The following is a 19,193-nucleotide window of genomic DNA, read 5'->3' on the forward strand; positions in this document are numbered from 1 at the left end:
GAGTGGAACCGAGGAGTAAAGAGCTGTGAGCACCGAGAACGAGGGCACCGAGGACAACGCGGTACCGGCCGTGCCGTCCGTTCCGCCCGCACCTCCCGTGCCGGCCACCACTCCCGAATCGACGCCTGACGACGCCCCCGTCCCCGGCGCAACCACCCCCGCGCGCCCGGCGGCCGATGCGGCGGAGAGCGCGGGGAGCGCGCCCGAGGCCACGCCGACCGCGCCGACCGCGCCCACTCCGGCGCACGCGGACGCGCCCCGGCACACCCCCACGCACCAGGGCTCCCCGACGTACGCCGGCGGCCACCAGGACCGCCCGGCCTACCCGGGCCCGCCCGCGCCCCACCCCCACACCCCTCACCCCGAACCTCACACACCCCCTTCGGCCCAAGCGCACCAGCACCCGCAGCAGCCCCACCACTCCCCGTACGGTGCGGCGCCCGAGCCCCCGCCCGGCGCGGCCTCCTGGCCCCCGCCCCCGCCCGCCGTCCCCTCGTACGCGGGTGGCGGCGCAGCCCACACGCCGGGCGGCGGAGCCGGCGACGGGAGCGGCGGCGGCCCGGTCTGGGGCGCCCCGGTCCCGCCGCACGGCTCCGAGCCCGCCCCCGCGAAGCGTCGGGGCGCCAGTGGGCTGGTCGCGGCCGTGGCGGCGGCGGCGCTGGTCGCGGGCGGCATCGGCGGCGCGCTCGGCTTCTGGGCGGCCGACCGCAACGACAACGGTTCCTCCGGCGGTTCGACCACGATCTCGGCGTCGGACACCCCCAGGGACCTCAAGCGGCCCGCGGGCACCGTGGCCGGGGTCGCGGCGAAGGCGCTCCCCAGCGTGGTCACGATCGATGCGCAGGGCGGCGACGGCGAGGGCGGCACGGGCACCGGCTTCGTGTACGACAAGGAGGGCCACATCCTCACGAACAACCACGTGGTGGCCTCCGCGGCGGAATCCGGAGAACTGTCGGCGACCTTCTCCGACGGCAAGAAGTACGCGGCCGAGGTGGTCGGCCGGGCCCAGGGCTACGACGTCGCCGTACTGAAGCTGAAGAACCCGCCGTCCGGCCTGGCCCCCCTCCCGCTCGGCAACTCGGAGAGCGTGGCGGTCGGCGACTCGACGATCGCGATCGGCGCGCCCTTCGGCCTGTCCAACACGGTCACCACGGGCATCATCAGCGCGAAGAACCGCCCGGTCGCCTCCGGGGACGGCTCCAGCAGCAAGAACTCGTACATGAGCGCTCTACAGACCGACGCCTCGATCAACCCGGGCAACTCCGGAGGCCCGCTGTTGGACGCGACGGGCGCGGTCATCGGCATCAACTCCGCGATCCAGTCGACGGGCGGTGGCCTCGGCCAGTCCCAGGCGGGCTCGATCGGCCTCGGCTTCGCCATCCCGATCAACCAGGCGAAGAACGTCGCCGAGCAGTTGATCAAGACGGGCAAGCCGGTCTACCCGGTGATCGGCGCGACGGTGTCGATGGCGGAGAAGACGGGCGGCGCCGCGATCTCCCCCGAGGGCGCGGACGGCAACTCCGCCGTCACCCCGAACGGCCCGGCGGCCAAGGCGGGCCTGAAGGCGGGCGACGTGATCACGAAGTTCAACGACACCGTGATCGACAGCGGCCCGACCCTGATCGGCGAGATCTGGACCCGCAAGCCCGGCGAGAAGGTGACCATCACCTACGAGCGCGACGGCAAGACGGCAACGGCCGAAGTCACCCTGGGCCAGCGCGAGGGCGACAGCTGACCGGCTAGGCTGTCCCAAGCGTCGAACCGGCCCGACAGGGCCCTGACGGCCCATCGGCCGTCACGGCCTTCGGACCGCCGACGCGGGGTGGGTTGCCCGAGCGGCCTAAGGGAACGGTCTTGAAAACCGTCGTCGCAGCGATGTGACCGTGGGTTCAAATCCCACACCCACCGCCAGGTGAGAGAAGCAGCAGGTCAGAGGGCGGGTCTCCGGAACGGGGGCCCGCCCTCTGCGTTCACCTTGTCTCACCTCGCGCCCCTGGTTCCCGGTGCCATCCAGGGCGTGTGGGCCATACGCGGGCCAGGATCGGCCCTACTCCTCGGCGTGAAGCCCCAGCTCAACGAGCCGATTGGCCGCCGCCGACCCACCCTTGAGGAGCTTGGCGTAGAACCGGTAGAGCACGGCGAGGCTGTGGCCGGCGCGGTAGGCGGCCTCCACCGGGTCCATGCCGGACTTGATCCACAGCGAGATCGCGGCATGCCGCAGGGAGTACGGGACCTCCGCCAGCGCGGTCCGAAGCTCCTGCTCCCTGAGCACCGCCTTCCGCGCCTCGCTCCAGACCTCGGGGTACTCGTTCGACGTCAGACGACCGCCACGCACCGCCCGAAACAGCCGGCCGTCCGGTGCAACGCCGAAGCGCGCGATGTGGGCGCGGACCATGCGCACGTATATCGGCGGGACGGGAACGGCCCGTACTGCCTTCCGTGCCCGGTGCTTCAGGCCGCGCTCGTCGTGGGACTTCCCGCTGTCGGCCCAGCCGCCCCCGACTTCCGGGTGGCTCTCCGACACCAGCACTTCACCCCACGCCTCCGGCTCGCTTTCCGGCGGCAGGATGAAGTCCGACTCCTTGAGCGCCGCGGCTTCGCCGGGGCGCGTCGCCACGTAGTAGACGGCCCCGTAGAACGCCTCCAGTTGCTCACCGCGTGTTCTCTGCGCGGCCACGGCGGCGAGCAGAGCGCGAGCGAGTCGAGGGCCGGGCACCCACCGGAAATCGACCTCGTCCGAGGTCTGGGGAGCAGCCCAGTCCACCGACAGGAACGGGTGGCGGGTGAGGAGGGCCCGTTCCTCAACCGCGTACCGGAAGGCGTTGCTCAGCACCATGCGCTTCCGATTGGCGGTGTTCTCCGCCGCAGGCTTCCCATTCAGAAGCCGGGAAAGGGCCGTGAGCGCCGCTCGCACGTGCTCCGGCTTCGCGGCTTCGTCCACCCTCATTGAATGCTGTCCAACCCACTCCAGTGCCTTCCGGACTTCGGCGGGAGGTTCTTGGGCTTCGGCGCGCGAGACGAGCTGACCCTTCGGACCTTCCACGGCTCGGAACGCCCACTGGTACAGAGCGGCACGGAGTACGCGGGCATCAGGTCGGGCACCGTGGCCGGTTGTGAAGACGGGTGTTACGACGGCAAGCGATTCCGCGATGCTCGCACGATGTTTGGCCGCCGCTGTGGGCCACTTCATCAGCGCGTACGCCTTGGCGTGTTCGAACCATGTCGGCATTGCGAGGGCGGCAAGCTCCTTCTTGGGAAGACCGGTCTCCTCGTCGAACTGCTGGCCCGCTCGCAGGGCAGCCATGAGCTGAGAGCGGCGACCATCGGCCTGCGGTTTGAGGGTGAAGCTCTTCGAGTGCCCCTCGGCCCCCACACGCCAGCGGAGTTCCCAGGGCTTCGGCCGGCCTTTGCGCTGCCGGATGGACCAGATGACGACATCGAAGGTGAGCATGTGTCTCCATGAAGAGAGGGCCCGCCGTAGCGGGCCCTCTCAGGTCAGGTCGGTGTGGACTCAGGCGGCTTCCTCGTACCGGGCGAGCCAGGCGTCAAGGTCGGCACGGCGTACGCGCACCTGGTGGTTCGGAAGCTTGATGAGCTTGGGTGCGAGGCCCCGCGCGCGAAGTCGGTAGAACGCGGCGCGAGACATGTTGAGTTCGTCGAGGACTTCGGGGAGCTTGAGCATCTGGGGGCGGGCCATCGTGTGGGCTCCTTCGAGACGTCTGGCCGCCACAGAAACCACGTAATACACAGAAACCCTGTTTGAATGGTCTGACCTGGGGTTTTGATGGTGGGGGTGGGCTGCCACAGAAAGCGCGGGAAGTTCCACAGAAATAAGGGGCCGGTGGGCGGCTGGTATTTGTGTGGTTCTTCTGCGAGTTTCTGTGGCAGCCGTCCCGGGACCGTGTGGGGCGGTGTTGTCGCAGGTCAGGGGGGTGTCGGGATATTTCTGTGATTCTGTGGTTTCTGTGGCGGGGTTCAGGCGGTGGGTTCGCTGAGCTGGGGGTGGGTGAGGTAGCGCGGGGAGGGTGGCCGGCCGCGTCCTCCGGTCTTGGCGACGGGTTGGGCGCGGACGTAGCCGTGGTCTTCCAACAGGTCCAGGGCGGGGTCGAGGTCCGCGACGGTGGGGAACTCGGCCCGGGAGAGCTTGGTCATGACTTCGCGTTTGCTGACCTCGGCCCACTGGTTGGCCCGGAGCAGGTCCAGGACGGTGCGGGCGCGGTTGGCGGTGTGGTTGGCTCCCATGAGGTCGAAGACGGCGAGGGCGTGGCCGGTGAAGTAGTCCGCGAGCTTGATGGCGTCGCGCATGGTGTCGGCGGTGACGGGCTGGGTGTGCCCGTTGTCCGTGTGCGCGGCCAGGTGGAGCAGCCCGGCCAGTCGGGCGGTCGCGCCGCCCAGCTTCGCGGCCCAGTTCCGGATGTGCCCGAGGTCCCCACCCCGCTTACGCAGCCGCGGTTCCTGCCGACGCTCGTAGGCGGCCAGCGTCTCGTTGGCGTCGGGGGTGAGCTGGAGTACGGCCGGGTCGGTCCAGCCCGCCAGAGACATCACCAGGGAGGTGACGCGCTCCTCGTACAGGTCTGCCACGTCCTCGGCCATGGGCTCGGGGGTGACTTCCCGATAGCCCACCAGGTCCTCGGGGAGGGAGTACAGAAACCTGCCCAACAGGCCCCTGTCCCCTGCCCCCTTGATACGGCTGATGTCCTCCAGGACGGAGGGCTGAACGGTCTGGCCCATGGTGAGTGCGGGGGAGTCGATGAACTCCTCACGCCCCCTACGGTCCACCCGCAGGCGGTCCCCTGCGTGGCCCTTGAGGAAGGGCTCCATGTTGGGGGTGCCGGAGTAGCGCCCGGCGATGATGTCGAAGATCCCGCCCTCGGCCGACATCACCGACAACCGCCCGCCCTGCTCGGCCAGTAGTAAGGAACGTGCTCTAGCCGTCGCGGGGGCCGACGTCGTCGTAACCACAATGCTGGCTGTAGCTGATGCGCTGGGCCCCTCCCAGAGGCAGGCTTGACTTAGCGAATGCGAGGCGTGCCGTCAAGCGGTCGGCCCCTCGTGACATCCACGGATGACATCAACATCGGCTTACAGCGGCTGCTTCAGTCTTCCGAGACAGGACTGAAACGGCTGGACGAAGCGGGTTAGATGGCAGCTCACAAGTCCGGCTTCAGCGGACCGACCGACCTGGGAAGGGAGAAGCCGGGGTTCCTTCCTTCCTGACCACGTCAACTCAAAGATGGGCGCGGCCTCGCAATGAGGACGCGCCCGTCTAAAATTTTGGGATGCGGGGTACTTCTACCCCATTTCCATTTCACGCCTCTTCCTTACGCGATCCATCGCAAAGCGAATAAACGTAACAATCAATACCTTATGACCAAAGGAGGGAACAAGCGCCCCGACCGTAATCCAGAATGTCCCCCACCACCCACTATCCCCGTCGGCATCGATTACGGGCAGCCAGAAAAAGTTGGCTGCGATCACCCACAACCACTTGCCAGTCTCAATGGGGAATCTCCCCACCCTAAGCTCGAAAAAAATTACTATCGACATGGTGAACATGAAAAGATAGAGGTTGGATACCCACAACCATGCAGGCATATCCGATGAGCCTTCGACGAAACGAATTTGATAGGGCCATACCCACATCATGAGCATGATTAGAAGCATCATCGGCAGAGCCGCAGCAAGGTTTCTACCTATTTCCTTAAGTCGGTCCTCATGCTTGAGTGCGATGTTCGCCAATTCCTCAAATAGGGGATTCGGAGCGGTTGCTGGGTCCACCCCCCCGTCTCGCACGAATCGCCTCACTGAGGGCTTCTTCGTCAGTCGCTGCCCGAATGCGCATTCTTTCTTCGCCAGCATAGTCTGCGACTTCCGCATAGAACTGCTCGATTGTTTCCGGGTTAAGAGGGGAAGAGTTCGCCACTTGCACCCATCCCGGGCTTTCCTCTACAGACTTTAACTGCTCAGTGAGGTTAACCCAAAACAACTCCCGCTTTTTCATGTCATATACGACACCAAGAATGGGAATGCGACTTTGCCGCCACTCGTCGAAGTGGTCGTCAACGGGAACGGCGTACCCATTCACTCGCTTGTACTTCTTGCCACTCTTCACCTGAATGGCGATCCAATAAGGCGTTCTCTTGCCACCGCGCGTGAAGTTTACGATCATGTCCTCGCCGTGATCGTTCCCACCGTCGATCTCCTGGACAATGTGCTCATGATCCTCAAGCAGCGTCCGTAGAGCGTTGACGCCTGCCCTCTCGATCTTGCGGCTCGGACGAACAGTCGACACTGGCCCCCCTGAAGTTGAGTCAGCGTCAGGGTAGTGGTAGGCACAGACACTTAGGGATGGATGCGCTGCCCAGCCACACTATGACCTGGTGCATTGGTGGCGCTCGTTGTCCTGGTCTCTGTTCAGTACGCCACTGGCCGCCATCGTTCGCTCCCGTACGCGCACCACCTCTGACCTGACGCTTGAATCCTCGCGGACACCTCTGAACGACCACTCACACAGTTGGAAAGCGTGGGGATTGAACGAATGAAGGCCCGGACAGATGGTCCGGGCTCGGAGCACTGGACTCACGCGTGGTGTGCCAGGTGTCCGGCTGTCTGGTTGAAGCGTTGACCAGCGAGAACAGTCCGGACAGCTTCAGAGGGGTGTCCAGGCTGTCCGGTTAAAGCGGAGCCAGCCTGGGGAGGCTGCGTCATCAGAGATCTGCGGGAGGGGCGGAGCGTGCGAAGTCGACCTGAGGACATCGAGCACGAGGACGAGATCGTTTGGACCGAGGACGTCGGCTCATTCGACTACGTCCGGGAGACCTTAGTGGACGGTGTTGGCACTCGGCGGCGTCCCGTCTCATGGCGTGGCCAGGTAGGACGCCGAGTCGGCTACGCGGTTCTCAAGACCAACGCTCCTAGTGACCGTGATGCGCCGGGCATGTTCACGCGGCGTGTGTTCTGGGTGAAGGAGCACGACCGGTCCGAGCAGCTGGACGGGGCTTACAGCTCCGGAGCACCATCGGAAGCGGTCGACCCTCGAACGGTGGCCCCACGGGTCTGTGGGGAGCTGACAGAGCGAGCATGGGGTGGACCTCTTTCTCTAGACTCCGCTCCGCCCAAGGAGCGAGCGGCCCCGAAGCAAGCACAGAGTGCTCGCCCCTCACGGATGGCGGCAGAGGCAAGTTCGCCCGAGGCGCCGGCCGCCATAGAGCAGGGCGTCAAAGAAGCCTTTGCCGACTGGCTACACATCCGCGATGTGAGCGTCCCCGAGACACTCGGCGCGGCTGCTGAGAAAGCCTTCTCTCGTTGGCTCTGGGGGAACTCTAAAGAACTGACAGAGGCGATCGCTGCGGCCATTGCCAAGCGAGTCTCGCTTGCGGAGACGCCATCCCCTGCGGCTACCGAAGAGCCCCGCAAACAGAAGTAGCGCTGCCATGCTCAGCGGGGCCGCCCTTCTATCTGCTGCCGGTCATGAGCACCGAGCCGTCTCAGTTTCCGTCTCATTCAGCCCCGTTCATGGGCGGCCGGAGGTGTCCGCGCGCAGCGTTGGCGGACGTCTGTGAACGGGTTCGTACGGACTCGGATCACGCCCTGAGCAGCATGAACAGACCTCGAAAGCGAGTGTGGCGTAGCCCGATTCCCTGGAGTCAAATCCCGCCGCCTCCATCGGTAGTCCGAGGTTCCGACTCATCTGAGTCGGAACCTCGCTTTGCCCTCCGTCTCAGATAGCCGGCGCTCGCTTCCCGCGAGATATCCCGGCAGACCGACCATTAAGCGCTCAGTGCCAGGCGTAAGCTGATTCAGCCCCCGATCTGACGGGTCGCCATTAGCCTGCCGCCCTCTCCGCCCTTCTTTCCACGATGGCACGAGCCCTTTTATGCAGATATAGCGGAAACTCGTGATCCGTCAAGATCTCTCGCAAGTCAGAGTTTTCTTGGATGCGCTGCCAAACCACAGAAATGATTGCATTCTCATGCCAATGCAATTCAATGTTCCTGGTCATTCCGCCAACCACGCCATTGATCGACATGGACTTGCTATTAGCGCACTCTTCACCGAAAACTCTGAAGCAAGACGACAGGAGTATCTGATTTGGTGTGCGCGAGTCCAGGAGTGCGCGCTCCTCTTCCCCTGGGCGGTCAAGCGACGGGATGGTGATAGCCCAATAGACCGTTCGGCCCTGATGCACAAAATCCTCAACCGCTACGGCTCGCTCAAGATACCGCTCGATCTCGCATCTATCGAGGGGCGGAGTGCCGGGCCACGCGGTCCCTTGGCTAATAGCGAAAGACTCATCCACGAAAAAAGCGTGCCCGGGGATAAGGTGCCTCGACAAGGAGATTAGACCGGCGTGGGCCGAAATCTCAGCGCTGGCCAACCGGTCCAGAACCAACTGCATCGAGTCTCGATCGACGGAGGTCAGTTCGCTGACCACCGATGACAACCAGCGATCCGGAGCGAGGAAACGGGAAGCAAACTCGTTGGCCTCCCGCTCTTGCATACCGCTAACTGCAGCAGTCGCAAATTCGCTGCCGATGGAAATAGAATCGAGCGAACAGTCAAGAGTGCCCGAATGCCAAGCTAGCTCAATATGGGCAAGCTCATGGGCAAGGGTGAAGCGTTCCCGGAGTGGAGGTAGACCACTTCGAACAAAGACGCGTGGCGTTTCCTCGCCGAGCACCGTCACGGCATCACATTCGTGCGCCCAGTCAACATACTCGACCTGTGCTCGGGCCCTGAGGATCGCCTTGACGTCAACAGGTGGTTTTAGGTCGAACTTTTGGACCAGCGTCTTCGCCCTAGTACGGGCAGCTTTTAAAGACGGCCAGTTTTCTGAAGCCAAGTTAGGACGCCTTCAACTTCGTTAGCAGAGGCTGCGCGGGCAGCAAGCCGGAGCCCGTTGGCAGACTTAACCAATTCATCACTGATGGTGCGCCCGTGCCGATGGGCAGAGACGATATACCGCAACGTGGTCGGCTTCTCGACCCAAAGACGGTACTCGTCCCAGGTCATGCCCAACCACTCATGCAACTCAAGATCCGTGTCATCTGCGTCGTGCCAAGCATCGACGTAGGAGTCGATGTCATCGACACCCGCCACGCCCACGAGTGCGTCGTCGACGAATGTAGTATCAGACATCGATCCTCCTTCCCCTGACGGCGGGCTTGATCATTTCTCGTGTAACGGGATGAGCTACACCGAGATGGCGTCCTCGCTTATTGAACACCTCAACCTCACCCCCATGTTCCCCGTCCCAGGTGTAGATGCGCTCCCCATCAGGGGAGTACCAGCGCTTGGATGGGGAGACGAAGCGAGATTTGAGGCCGTGCAAGAAGCAGTCGTCTGGCAAGTTTACCCAGGGCACAGCAGTGATGCTAGCTCCCTTGGTTCTCGGGGGCACCCGGTTTGCCTGCATCAAGGCCAAGATGCGAGCTCAGCAGCCGTGCTGCGGGGGCCAGCTGCTAGCGCCTCTTGTCCTGTTTTTTGTTCAGTCCGCTCGTGTCCGCAGTGGTTCACCGTCGTGCGCCGACACTGGCTGAGCTGCCGAACGATCGCTCATGGACACTCCTGAACAGCCACGCGCACAGTTGGAGAGCATGTTGGTGATGTAGCGCCGACGACCAGTCGCGTCGCCAGGCGTGGGCCATGTGTGGGCCCGGCGATAAGCCTGGCGAGCCGCATCGAAGATAAGCGCAGGTCGGCGCGCTGGTAGTTGGCTAGGCTGCCCGGTCTTGAAAACCGTCGTCGCAGCGATGTGACCGTGGGTTCAAATCCCACACCCACCGCCAGGTGAGAGAAGCAGCAGGTCAGAGGGCGGGTCTCCGGAACGGGGGCCCGCCCTTCGCGCTCACCGAAGCCGGTAAGGCTCACTGAAGCCGATGAGGCTCACCGAAGCCGGTAGGGCTCACCGAAGCCGATGAGAGGGCGTCGTGCGTCACGGGCGTTCAGGGTGTGGGCCAGACCTGGAACAGGTAGTGCTCCGCGATGGGGTCGTCGCCTTCGAGGACGTAAGACTGGTTTTCGGCCACCGAGAACCGGAATGGGCTGTGGGTCATGTGAGTCCTCATCAGGGTTCCAGGAGGCATAAGACCCCGTGAACGGGGTGTGCGCTTGGAGGTTAGTCGGGTCCGGCCGCATAGGTCGCCGCCTTCCTTGACCTGTAGGCGGCGTCTGGCGAATTCAGTCCCTTCCGGGGCTTGATATGGGCTTGATCAGGTCCTGGGCGAGCCCAAGACTGACCCCGTCACATTGAGTACCGATCGGGGAGAACGAGTGCGTCTCGCAAAGAAGATCTCAGCAGCGGCTATCGCGACGGTGGCGGTTCTCGGAGTGGGTCTGGCTTCCGCTGCCCCGGCATCCGCCGCTGCTGGTCCGAAGGGGTGCAAGAGCTATCGCGACAGCAACTCCGTGAAGGGGTACGCGGCATGCACCGGAGGCGCCGGATACGTTCGCGTCATCGTCACGTGCAGGGATTACCGCGGAAATGATTCGAAGCACCGGGGCTCGTGGGTCGCGGCCGATTCATCGGCTGAATCCGTCTACAGCTGTGGAGGCAAAACGGCCTGGGTCGTAGCCACCGCGCACGAAACGGTGATTGTCATCGGCTGATCGGGCGACCCATGCCCGTCTTCCTGATTTCGCTCAGCTGCTGACCGGAAACGGGTTTCGCCGTACCGGACTCGCAGAAGAACGGATCTGGGACAGAGGAACTACGCCTCCCCATTCCTGCCGAGGCGACGGGAACGTGAAAACCGCCGTCGCAGCGATTCCGAGGCCGGCTGGGAGAGGAAAGCTGGGTTGGCTAGGGTGCGTGGGTCCCGGGTGCTCGCAAGTTCAGGGCAGGGGCCGGTGGTCACGCTGGCGAGCGTCCGCCCGGTGGGCGGGGCCGTCGTGAGGCGGGTGACCGCCGGTGCCCGTCCCGGGAGCCGGCGGGGGTTGTCACGGTCGAGACGGGGGGCGGTGCTGCGGGCCTTCGGTAGCCGGGGTCTTTCGTAGCGCCCCCAGCACCACCGGCATGTCCTTCTTCCGCGTCACGATCAGCACCGGTACGCCTCCGTCCTCGCACTCCAGCACCACCGCCCGGCCTCTGAAGTCGGGGCGGCCCGGCGGGTCCGTCAGGTAGGGCGGGCGGAGGCGGACGGGGGTCAGGGTGCTCGGGGTCTCCTTGCGGTGCGCGAGGCCCGTGGGGGCGAGGGCGGTCACCAGGGAGCCGGGGGCGGCGATCAGGAAGCTGATGCTGTTCGCCCCGCTCGCGTACGGGACGTCGCCCAGGATGACGCCGTCGATGCGCTTCTCCCCGGTCGGCACGGACGGCTCCATGGCGATGGTGTCGTCGCCGCGCCCTCGCCGCCACAGGATGGGCGCGACCACCGCGCAGCCCGCCAGGATCACCAGGGCGCCGAGCCCGAGGAGTCGCAGCGCGCCGCCGATGTCGCGGGTCGGCCAGGGGGCCGCCGCGCCGACGAGGGCCAGGCATATTCCGCCGGTGAGGGTGAGGGTGACCTGCCAGCTGTAGGCCCTGGGCGAGCGCCGGCTGATCCAGGACCCCATGAGTGCGCTCGCCGCGAACGCCACTCCGTACGTTCCGAGCCCGAGAGCGAAGGCGAGCGGCATCCGGTAGGCACCCTGTACGTCGGCCTTCGTGTACCGGCGGGCCGACTCGAAGTCGACGTACCGGATCTGACCACGCCAGTAGGTGACCTCGACCCGTGCCCCCGGGTTGGCCACGGGGTGTTCCCTCGGGGTGCCGGACAGGCGGGTGCGGGTGTACGTGCCGTCGTTCTCCGTGATGTAGAGCCAGTAATGGGGTGACTTGCCCCCCGTGCCTTCGGTTCTGTCGATCACCGCCGTGACGGTCCGCAGGCAGTCGCCTCCGTCGTCACCGGTGTCGTTACCGCCGTCGTCACCGGTGTCGTCACGGGACGAGGGGCACACCGCCGCCTCCTTGAAAGCGCGTTCCTCGGCCTGTGCGCCCGGCGTGGTGGCCAGGAGCAGCCAGGTCGCGATCAGTACGCATACGGTGCCGACCGCCAGGCAGACGTACAGCATCCTGCGGATCTTCGGGCTGGACGGAACGCTCTGCTTCGGGGTCACCTCCGCATTCTGCGGCGGTGGGAGCGGAAGCGGTATGGGTGTTGCCTGCACTCAGCGGGGTTGCTCGTTGCCGGGAACTGGCAACCGAGGGTCGCCAACTGAGGGTCGGCAACCGAGGATCGGCAGCAGAGGGCCGGCAGCGGGGGGTCGCCGACCGAGGGTCGGCAGCCGAAAACGCGCGGGCTGAGTCACCCCGTCCCCGTCCCCGTCCCCGCCGTCAGCCGTCCCGTCCCCGCCGTCAGCTGTCCCGTCCCCGCGTCAGCCGTTCCGCCGACGCGATCGTCGCGCGCGCCTCCCGTTCGGTCAGGCCGGTGCGTACCGCGGCGTCGGTGAGGGCGTCGGCCAGGGCGTCGCCGAAGCCGTGTTCGTAGGCGCGGCAGGCGGCCCAGAACAGGCGGGTGTTGCGCTGGCCCTCGTGGGCCGCCAGGACGAACTGGATCAGGCCCTCGCCCCGGCGGCCCGGAGCCTGCGATGCGCCCGTGCTTGTGCCCGTTCCCGTTCCCGTGCCCGCGCCGCCGGCGTTCGTGGCCGGGCGCGGGGGAGGGGTGAGCAGGCGCAGGAGGGCGCGGGGGCAGGGGGCCGGGGTGAGGTGGGCGGTGCCGGGGGCGAGGCGGTAGCGGCCGTGGGCGGTGACCGAGCCGGGGCCGACCAGGTAGCCGCCGCTGCCGCGGATGTCGATGCCCGGGGCGAGGCGGCCGGCCGAGTTGGGGACCGTGGCGTCGGCGGGGCCGGTGAGCCAGAGGTGGCGGCCGCCGCTCGGGGTGAGCACGGTGACCGTGGGCGGGATCGTGAACAGGTGCTGGAGGGCCAGCTGCCGGAGGGCCCCCACCGAATCGTTGCCGTGGGCGGTGTCGACGTCCAGGTCGACGCCGATGAGCCGGTGCGGGGCGCGTCCGCAGGCGATGCCGTAACCCGTGGCCCGGGGCGCGGCGGCGAAGAGGGCGCGGACGGCCGCGGGGTCGGTGGTGGCGTCGTGCACCCCGTGACCGGGCAGCCCGCACTCGCCCCGGCAGTGGACCGGCGACCGCTCGCCGTGGTGGGGGGAGCGCAGTGCGGGGAGCTTGGTGGCGGAGAGGGGGAAGACGGGTAGCCCGCGCTCGGCGGCGGAGAGGGCGTGGGCGAGGGCCAGGGTGGTGGTCTGCCGGTCGATGGTGGCCATGGTTCTAGTTTCGTACAGGAGTTCGAATAAGGGAAGTGGGGGTGGGCGAGGAGGGGGCCGGGTGGGGTGGAAGCGGCCGGTGACGGAACGCTTCTTCCCCTGCGGGCCATGGGGTGGCGCGCGTGCATCGTCCGGCCGGGCGTTCTCTGCCGCGCATGAGGTTTATCCCCACTTCCTCATACGTGCGAGGGAATGCGGCGGCACAGCATGGTTCGCCGGGGATGCGCTGGGCAACTCTGGTCTCGCGACGTCGTGACCAGCACCGGGGCGGTCGGCCGACTCCCCCGGAACCAGCCGCATATGAAGCCGTACTTCCGGTTCCTGGAGGAATTGACATGGCAAGCATCCGTACCGCTCGTGTTCTCGCCGCAGTCGCCGCGCTGCCCCTGACCGTCGCGCTCTGCGGCGGTGTGGCCCTGGCGGACAACGGCTCCTTCGCGAACGACGGATCGAACGCGGCCGTGGCGACGATCGGCGGCAGTGGCGTCGGAGGCGACAACTCCGGCAACTCGTCCACGACGCAGCAGCAGGCCGTCGGCCCCGGTGCGTCGAACCAGAACACGTCGGCCCAGGTGAGCGACTCCGCCTTCACCGCCATCGACCAGTCGGACCGCAGCGTCGCCGTGAACTTCACCCCCTTCTTCTGGTGACCCCTCTCCGGCGGTGAGACTCCCGGGACCTTCCGGGGGGTGGGTTCCGGTCGTCTGAACAGCAGCCCGTGCGGCGGCACTTCGGTGCCCCGTGCGGGCTGCCGCCGTTGCTCGCGACCCTTGACAGGGATGCTGGATTTGACGGACAGTCAGAAACTGTCCGGTCGCCGTGATCCCTTCCCCCGGAGGTCCGCCGTGCACCTCGCCCAGACGGAGCGCCAGCGGAAGCTGCGTACCGAACTGCGCGCGTACTTCGCGGCCGTACTGCCCGAAGGAGGCGGCGGGGGATGGCGCGAGGACCCGGTGGAACAGCGGCGGTTGCTCCGGCGGATCGGCGCGGACGGCATGCTCGGACTCGGCTGGCCCGTCGCCTACGGCGGACAGGGCCGGGGCCCCGACGAGCAGTTCGTCTTCTTCGACGAGGCGTACCGGGCCGGCGCCCCCGTCTCCATGGTCACCCTCAACACCGTCGGCCCGACCCTGATGAAGTACGGCACCGAGGAGCAGAAGGCGTACTTCCTGCCGCGCGTCCTCAGCGGCGAGCTCGTCTTCGCGATCGGTTACAGCGAGCCCGAAGCCGGTACGGACCTGGCGGCGCTGCGCACCCGCGCCGTGCGCGACGGCGACGACTGGGTGATCGACGGGCAGAAGATCTTCACCAGCAACGCCCAGCAGGCGGACTGGATCTGGCTCGCCTGCCGTACGGACCCCGACGCCCCCAAGCACCGCGGCATCTCGATCATCCTGGTGCCGACCGCCGATCCCGGCTTCTCCTGGACGCCCATCGAGACGGTGGGCGGGCTGACGACGACCGCCACGTACTACGACGGCGTACGCGTCCCCGCCTCGAACCTCGTCGGTGCGGAGAACGAGGGGTGGGGGCTCATCACCAACCAGCTCAACCACGAACGCGTCGCCCTCGCCGCCATCGGCATGCAGGCGGAGGACTTCTACGAGGAGGCACTCGCCCACGCCCGTACCCCCGATCCCGCCACGGGGCGCCGCCGGATCGACGAGCCGTGGGTACGCGCCCGGCTCGCGGAGGCGTACGCCCGGCTCGCGGCGACCCGGCTGCTGAACTGGCGGCTGGTCGGCGCGGTGGGAGCGGGCGCGCTGGCGCCGGGGGAGGCGAGCGGCGTGAAGTTCGCGGGGACCGAGAGCGCCGTCGAGGTCTACCGGATGTGCCAGGAGGTGGTGGGGGACGCCGGGCTTCTCCGGGGCGGATCGCCCGGCTGCTTCGGGGCGGGGGGCGGCGGTGGTGGTGAGCTGGAGCGGATGAACCGGGCCGCGCAGATCAACACCTTCGGCGGCGGCGTCAGCGAAGTGCAGCGCGAGATCGTCGCGACCATGCGGCTCGGGATGACGCGGGGCAGGCGGTGAAGCCGGGCGGCCAGGACGGCCAGGGCGGCCAGGACGGCCAGGGCAGCCAGGGCGGCCAGGACGTGCGGGCCGATGCCCCGGATCCCCTGTACGAACGGCTCGCCTCCTACGCCGGCCGTCCCGCCGCCATCGCCGGCACCGGCAAGGACCCCGTCAACGCGCCCATGATCCGCCACTGGTGCGAGGCCATGGGCGACACCTCGCCCGCCTACCGGGGCCCCGACGCCGTCGCCCCGCCGGCCATGCTCCAGGCATGGACGATGCGCGGGCTCTCCGAGGACCCGGAGCCCGGCAGCGGTTCGGGCCGCTCGACGGCGTACGACGAACTCCTCGGGCTGCTCGACGGCGCCGGGTACACCTCCGTCGTCGCCACCGACTGCGAGCAGGAGTACCTGCGGCCGCTCCGCCCCGGCGACCTGATCACCTTCGACGCGGTCATCGAGGCCGTCTCCCCGCGCAAGACGACCAAGCTCGGCGCCGGGTACTTCGTCACGACCCGCATGAACGTCCGCGCCAACGGCGAACCCGCCGGGACGCACCGCTTCCGCATCCTCAAGTACCACCCCGCGCGCCGCGGGAAGGAGACCCCCCTGCGCCCCCGGCCCGTCGTCAACCGCGACAACGCCGGATTCTGGGCCGGGGTCGCCGAGCACCGCCTCCTCATCCAGCGCTGCACGAGCTGCGCCACCCTCCGCTTCCCCTGGCTCCCCGGCTGCAACGCCTGCGCCGGCCAGGAGTGGGACACGGTCGGGGCGAGCGGCGAGGGCACGGTGTTCAGCCATGTCGTGATGCACCACCCGCCCTTCCCCGCCTTCGACCCGTCCGGCGAGGGCGGCCCGTACGCCGTCGCGCTGATCGAACTCGCCGAGGGCGTCCGGATCGTCGGAAACGTGATCGGCGTCCCGTACGACAAGGTCCGCGTCGGCCTGCCCGTACGCCTGGAGTTCCTCCGTACGGACCCCGATCTGGAACTGCCCGTCTTCCGGGCGAGCGAGGGCGGTTGAGATGGACTTCACCCCGAGCGAGGAGCAGGCGGCGGCGCAGGGTCTGGCGGCGCGGATCTTCGGTGACCTGTCGACGCACGAGCGGCTGGCGGCAGCGGGGACGGGCACGGACGCCGGGCTGTGGAAGGAGCTGTGCGCGGCCGGGCTGCCCGGCGCGGTGGAGGACGTCGGGCTCCTCGGCCTGGTCCTGCTCCTGGAGGAACAGGGCCGCACCACCGCCCAGGTCCCGCTGGCGGCGACCTGTGTGTACGGGCTCCTCGCGGTCGCCGCGCACGGTACGGCGGAGCAGCGGGAGCGCCTGCTGCCCGGCCTGCGCGACGGTACGGCGGTGGCGACGGGCGCGTTTCCGGCGCGGGGCGGGGTGGGGGCGGTGGACGGTGCGCTGTACGGGGCCGTGCCCTGGGTTCCGTGGCTGCGGGACGCCACCCAGGTGCTGGTCGCGGACGCGGAGCGGGAGCTGTGGATCGTCGGGACCCGGGGGCCGGGGGTGACCGTGACGCCCGTGGAGACGACCGCCCCCTGGTCGGCGGGGCGGCTCGTGCTCGACGGCGTACGGGGAGAATCCCTCGGTACGGGCCCGGGGCCGCAGCCAGGGGCGGGGTCGGGGCCAGAGCTGAGACCGGGACCGGGGCTGAGACCGGGACCGGAGCCGAGTTCGGGACCGGAGCCGAGTTCGGGATCGAGGCCGGGGGCCTGCTCCTCGGTGCTCGCCGCGAGCCGCATCGCCTTCGCCGGGCTCCAGGCCGGGGTCTGCGCGGGCTCCCTCGCCCGGGCCGTCCAACACACCACCACCCGGCAGCAGTTCGGGCGTCCGCTCTCCACCAACCAGGGCGTCCTGCTCCGTGCCGCCGACGCCCACATGGACACCGAGGCCATCCGTGTGACGGCATACGAGGCCGCCTGGCGGCACGACCGGCAACTGGACTGCGAGGCACAGGCGTTGACGGCCGCCTGGTGGGCGTCGGAGGCGGGCCGGCGGGTCGTGCACGCGGGGCAGCATCTGCACGGCGGCACCGGGGCCGACCTCGACCACCCCGTCCACCGGCACTTCCTCTGGGGCCGCCAGCTCGCCGCGTACCTCGGCTGCGGCGGCGAAGTCCTGGAGGAACTGGGCCTGTTGCTCGCGGAGGGCCGTGTGGAGAGCCGTGCGGAGGGCCGTGCGGAGAGCCGTGTGGTGAACCGTAAGGAGGGCACGCCGTGACGGAGGACGTCGGCACGACCCCGTACCGCGTCGGCGACGAGCTGTCGCCCCTGGAGATCCCCGTCACCCGCACCCTGATCGTCGCGGGCGCCATCGCCTCCCGGGACTACCAGGACGTGCACCACGACGCCGAGTCGGCCCGGGAGAAGGGGTCGCCGGACATCTTCATGAACATCCTCACCACCAACGGGCTCGTCGGCCGCTACATCACCGACCACTTCGGGCCTGCGGCCGTCCTCCGTAAAGTCGCGATCCGTCTCGGCGTCCCCAACTACCCGGGGGGCGTACTGCGGTTGACCGGCCGCATCATCGCCGTGAGCGAAGACGAGCCCACCCTCGCGGAGGTCGCGGTCAGCGGCGACAACGGCATGGGGCGTCACGTCACCGGACGGGTCACCGTCGCCCTGCCGCAGGAACCCAGTGAAGCGAGGCCCGCATGAGCATCCGCAGGCCCGACTCCCTCGGCGGAAAGGCGGCCATCGTCGGCATCGGGGCCACCGAGTTCTCCAAGAACTCCGGCCGCAGCGAACTGAAGCTCGCCGTCGAAGCCGTGGCCGCCGCCCTCGACGACGCGGGTCTCACCCCCGCCGACGTGGATGGCCTCGTCACCTTCACCATGGACACCAGCCCCGAGATCACCGTCGCCCAGGCCGCCGGGATCGGGGAGCTGTCGTTCTTCTCGCGCATCCATTACGGGGGCGGCGCGGCCTGCGCCACCGTGCAGCAGGCCGCCCTCGCGGTGGCGAGCGGGGTGGCCGAAGTCGTCCTCTGCTACCGGGCGTTCAACGAGCGCTCCGGCCGCCGCTTCGGCTCCGGCGTCCAGCGGCGCGAACCCACCGCCGAGGGCGCGGCCCTCGGCTGGAACCTGCCGTCCGGGCTCCTCACCCCCGCCTCGTGGGTGGCGATGGCGGCCCAACGCTACCTGTACGCGTACGGGCTCGACCCCGAGGTCTTCGGGCACGTGGCCGTGGTCGACCGGCGGCACGCGGCGCGGAACCCGGCGGCGTACTTCCACGGGAAGCCGATCACGCTCGCCGACCACGCGGCCTCCCGCTGGATCGTCGAACCGCTGCGGCTGCTCGACTGCTGCCAGGAGACGGACGGCGGCCAGGCCCTCGTCGTCACCAGTGTGGAGCGCGCCCGCGACCTGCCCCGGCCGCCCGCCGTCGTCGTCGCGGCGGCACAGGGCGCGGGCCGGTCCCAGGAGCAGATGACGAGCTTCTACCGGGACGGGCTGACCGGGCTGCCGGAGACGGGCGTGGTGGCGCGGCAGCTCTGGCGGAGCTCGGGGCTGTCCCCGGCCGACATCGACGTGGGCATCCTCTACGACCACTTCACGCCGTTCGTCCTGATGCAGCTGGAGGAGTTCGGTTTCTGCGGGCCGGGGGAGGGCGGGGCGTTCGTCGCGGCGGACGCGCTGCCCCTGAACACCCACGGGGGCCAGCTGGGGGAGGCGTACCTCCACGGGATGAACGGCATCGCGGAGGCCGTCCGGCAGATCCGGGGCACCTCGGTCAACCAGGTGCCGGGCGCGGGGACGACCCTGGTGACGGCGGGCACGGGGGTCCCGACGTCCGGGTTGATCCTCGGCGCGGACGGCTGAACCCCCATCCCCCGGACCCCTGGCGCGGGACGCGCGGACCCTGATGAGGGACGGGCGGACCCTTACGGCCCGGGGGCGGCCCGTCCACCTTCAGGAGGTGGCG

General features: G+C 68.2%; 17 protein-coding genes, 1 tRNA gene and 1 pseudogene. 9 read left to right on the plus strand and 10 right to left on the minus strand.

What is annotated here, in order from left to right; all coding sequences use genetic code 11:
- Positions 1-25 precede the first annotated feature (25 nt).
- Both ACLJPL_RS17185 and ACLJPL_RS17190 read left to right on the plus strand, forming a co-directional pair.
- Positions 26-1,735: a S1C family serine protease gene (locus tag ACLJPL_RS17185; protein WP_411081705.1), complete on the plus strand. Its 1,710-nt coding sequence runs from the start codon at positions 26-28 to the stop codon at positions 1,733-1,735.
- Positions 1,736-1,821: 86 nt separating this feature from the next.
- Positions 1,822-1,911 (plus strand) — tRNA-Ser (locus tag ACLJPL_RS17190).
- A gap of 136 nt (positions 1,912-2,047) precedes the next feature.
- Here the strand turns inward: ACLJPL_RS17190 and ACLJPL_RS17195 are convergent.
- From ACLJPL_RS17195 to ACLJPL_RS17215, 5 genes and pseudogenes are all read right to left on the minus strand, one after another.
- Positions 2,048-3,451 (minus strand): tyrosine-type recombinase/integrase, encoded by a 1,404-nt coding sequence (locus ACLJPL_RS17195; protein WP_411081706.1) that lies wholly within the window; start codon positions 3,449-3,451, stop codon positions 2,048-2,050.
- 60 nt (positions 3,452-3,511) lie between these two features.
- Complete coding sequence (locus ACLJPL_RS17200) at positions 3,512-3,697, minus strand: helix-turn-helix transcriptional regulator (RefSeq protein ID WP_037878213.1); 186 nt, start codon at positions 3,695-3,697, stop codon at positions 3,512-3,514.
- Between the two features lie 278 nt (positions 3,698-3,975).
- Positions 3,976-4,920, minus strand: a pseudogene (locus ACLJPL_RS17205) (YfjI family protein); the annotation flags it as partial.
- A 372-nt stretch (positions 4,921-5,292) separates the two neighbouring features.
- A complete protein-coding gene (locus tag ACLJPL_RS17210; RefSeq protein ID WP_411081798.1) occupies positions 5,293-5,778 on the minus strand; it encodes a hypothetical protein in 486 nt (161 codons plus the stop codon).
- Complete coding sequence (locus ACLJPL_RS17215; protein ID WP_411081707.1) at positions 5,744-6,292, minus strand: DUF4365 domain-containing protein; 549 nt, start codon at positions 6,290-6,292, stop codon at positions 5,744-5,746. Before ACLJPL_RS17215 ends, ACLJPL_RS17210 begins: the two co-directional genes overlap by 35 nt.
- Before the next feature lie 441 nt (positions 6,293-6,733).
- On the opposite strand from ACLJPL_RS17215, the gene ACLJPL_RS17220 reads away from it, so the two are divergent.
- A complete protein-coding gene (locus tag ACLJPL_RS17220) occupies positions 6,734-7,426 on the plus strand; it encodes a DUF6009 family protein (protein WP_411081708.1) in 693 nt (230 codons plus the stop codon).
- A 399-nt stretch (positions 7,427-7,825) separates the two neighbouring features.
- Here the strand turns inward: ACLJPL_RS17220 and ACLJPL_RS17225 are convergent, their stop codons facing one another.
- The 5 genes from ACLJPL_RS17225 to ACLJPL_RS17245 all read right to left on the minus strand — a co-directional run bounded on the left by ACLJPL_RS17225 (position 7,826) and on the right by ACLJPL_RS17245 (position 13,252).
- On the minus strand, positions 7,826-8,842 hold the full coding sequence (locus ACLJPL_RS17225) for an ImmA/IrrE family metallo-endopeptidase (protein ID WP_411081709.1): 1,017 nt from the start codon (positions 8,840-8,842) through the stop codon (positions 7,826-7,828).
- The gene (locus ACLJPL_RS17230; protein WP_275493311.1) at positions 8,815-9,138 is read right to left on the minus strand and encodes a hypothetical protein; all 324 of its coding nucleotides are present in this window, start codon (positions 9,136-9,138) and stop codon (positions 8,815-8,817) included. The genes ACLJPL_RS17225 and ACLJPL_RS17230 overlap by 28 nt, the downstream gene beginning before the upstream one ends.
- The gene (locus ACLJPL_RS17235) at positions 9,131-9,415 is read right to left on the minus strand and encodes a colicin E3/pyocin S6 family cytotoxin (RefSeq protein ID WP_411081789.1); all 285 of its coding nucleotides are present in this window, start codon (positions 9,413-9,415) and stop codon (positions 9,131-9,133) included. The genes ACLJPL_RS17230 and ACLJPL_RS17235 overlap by 8 nt, the downstream gene beginning before the upstream one ends.
- Positions 9,416-10,938: 1,523 nt before the next feature.
- Complete coding sequence (locus ACLJPL_RS17240) at positions 10,939-12,093, minus strand: hypothetical protein (protein ID WP_411081710.1); 1,155 nt, start codon at positions 12,091-12,093, stop codon at positions 10,939-10,941.
- Between the two features lie 238 nt (positions 12,094-12,331).
- Entirely contained in the window at positions 12,332-13,252 is a 921-nt protein-coding gene (locus ACLJPL_RS17245) for a bifunctional DNA primase/polymerase (protein WP_411081711.1), read from the minus strand.
- A 335-nt stretch (positions 13,253-13,587) separates the two neighbouring features.
- Here ACLJPL_RS17245 and ACLJPL_RS17250 point away from each other — a divergent pair, with 335 nt between their 5' ends.
- From ACLJPL_RS17250 to ACLJPL_RS17275, 6 genes are all read left to right on the plus strand, one after another.
- Positions 13,588-13,902 carry a hypothetical protein gene (locus tag ACLJPL_RS17250; RefSeq protein ID WP_411081712.1) on the plus strand — a complete coding sequence of 105 codons (315 nt, stop codon included), beginning with the start codon at positions 13,588-13,590 and terminating at the stop codon, positions 13,900-13,902.
- A 195-nt stretch (positions 13,903-14,097) separates the two neighbouring features.
- Positions 14,098-15,282 carry an acyl-CoA dehydrogenase family protein gene (locus ACLJPL_RS17255; protein WP_411081713.1) on the plus strand — a complete coding sequence of 395 codons (1,185 nt, stop codon included), beginning with the start codon at positions 14,098-14,100 and terminating at the stop codon, positions 15,280-15,282.
- Between the two features lie 62 nt (positions 15,283-15,344).
- The gene (locus ACLJPL_RS17260; RefSeq protein ID WP_411081790.1) at positions 15,345-16,286 is read left to right on the plus strand and encodes a bifunctional MaoC family dehydratase N-terminal/OB-fold nucleic acid binding domain-containing protein; all 942 of its coding nucleotides are present in this window, start codon (positions 15,345-15,347) and stop codon (positions 16,284-16,286) included.
- A 1-nt stretch (position 16,287) separates the two neighbouring features.
- Positions 16,288-17,487: an acyl-CoA dehydrogenase family protein gene (locus ACLJPL_RS17265; RefSeq protein ID WP_411081714.1), complete on the plus strand. Its 1,200-nt coding sequence runs from the start codon at positions 16,288-16,290 to the stop codon at positions 17,485-17,487.
- The gene (locus ACLJPL_RS17270; protein ID WP_411081715.1) at positions 17,484-17,927 is read left to right on the plus strand and encodes a MaoC family dehydratase; all 444 of its coding nucleotides are present in this window, start codon (positions 17,484-17,486) and stop codon (positions 17,925-17,927) included. The genes ACLJPL_RS17265 and ACLJPL_RS17270 overlap by 4 nt, the downstream gene beginning before the upstream one ends.
- Positions 17,924-19,090: a lipid-transfer protein gene (locus ACLJPL_RS17275; protein WP_411081716.1), complete on the plus strand. Its 1,167-nt coding sequence runs from the start codon at positions 17,924-17,926 to the stop codon at positions 19,088-19,090. The genes ACLJPL_RS17270 and ACLJPL_RS17275 overlap by 4 nt, the downstream gene beginning before the upstream one ends.
- Positions 19,091-19,193 lie beyond the last annotated feature (103 nt).

It is taken from the genome of Streptomyces sp. cmx-18-6, from assembly GCF_046548915.1.
GTDB lineage: Bacteria > Actinomycetota > Actinomycetes > Streptomycetales > Streptomycetaceae > Streptomyces.

Coding starts and splice junctions, on each gene's coding strand:
- ACLJPL_RS17195 (WP_411081706.1), bottom strand. CDS start 3,451: ATGCTCACCTTCGATGTCGTCATCTGGTCCATCCGGCAGCGCAAAGGC.
- ACLJPL_RS17245 (WP_411081711.1), bottom strand. CDS start 13,252: ATGGCCACCATCGACCGGCAGACCACCACCCTGGCCCTCGCCCACGCC.
- ACLJPL_RS17200 (WP_037878213.1), bottom strand. CDS start 3,697: ATGGCCCGCCCCCAGATGCTCAAGCTCCCCGAAGTCCTCGACGAACTC.
- ACLJPL_RS17265 (WP_411081714.1), top strand. CDS start 16,288: ATGGACTTCACCCCGAGCGAGGAGCAGGCGGCGGCGCAGGGTCTGGCG.
- ACLJPL_RS17230 (WP_275493311.1), bottom strand. CDS start 9,138: ATGTCTGATACTACATTCGTCGACGACGCACTCGTGGGCGTGGCGGGT.
- ACLJPL_RS17275 (WP_411081716.1), top strand. CDS start 17,924: ATGAGCATCCGCAGGCCCGACTCCCTCGGCGGAAAGGCGGCCATCGTC.
- ACLJPL_RS17235 (WP_411081789.1), bottom strand. CDS start 9,415: ATGCAGGCAAACCGGGTGCCCCCGAGAACCAAGGGAGCTAGCATCACT.
- ACLJPL_RS17250 (WP_411081712.1), top strand. CDS start 13,588: ATGGCAAGCATCCGTACCGCTCGTGTTCTCGCCGCAGTCGCCGCGCTG.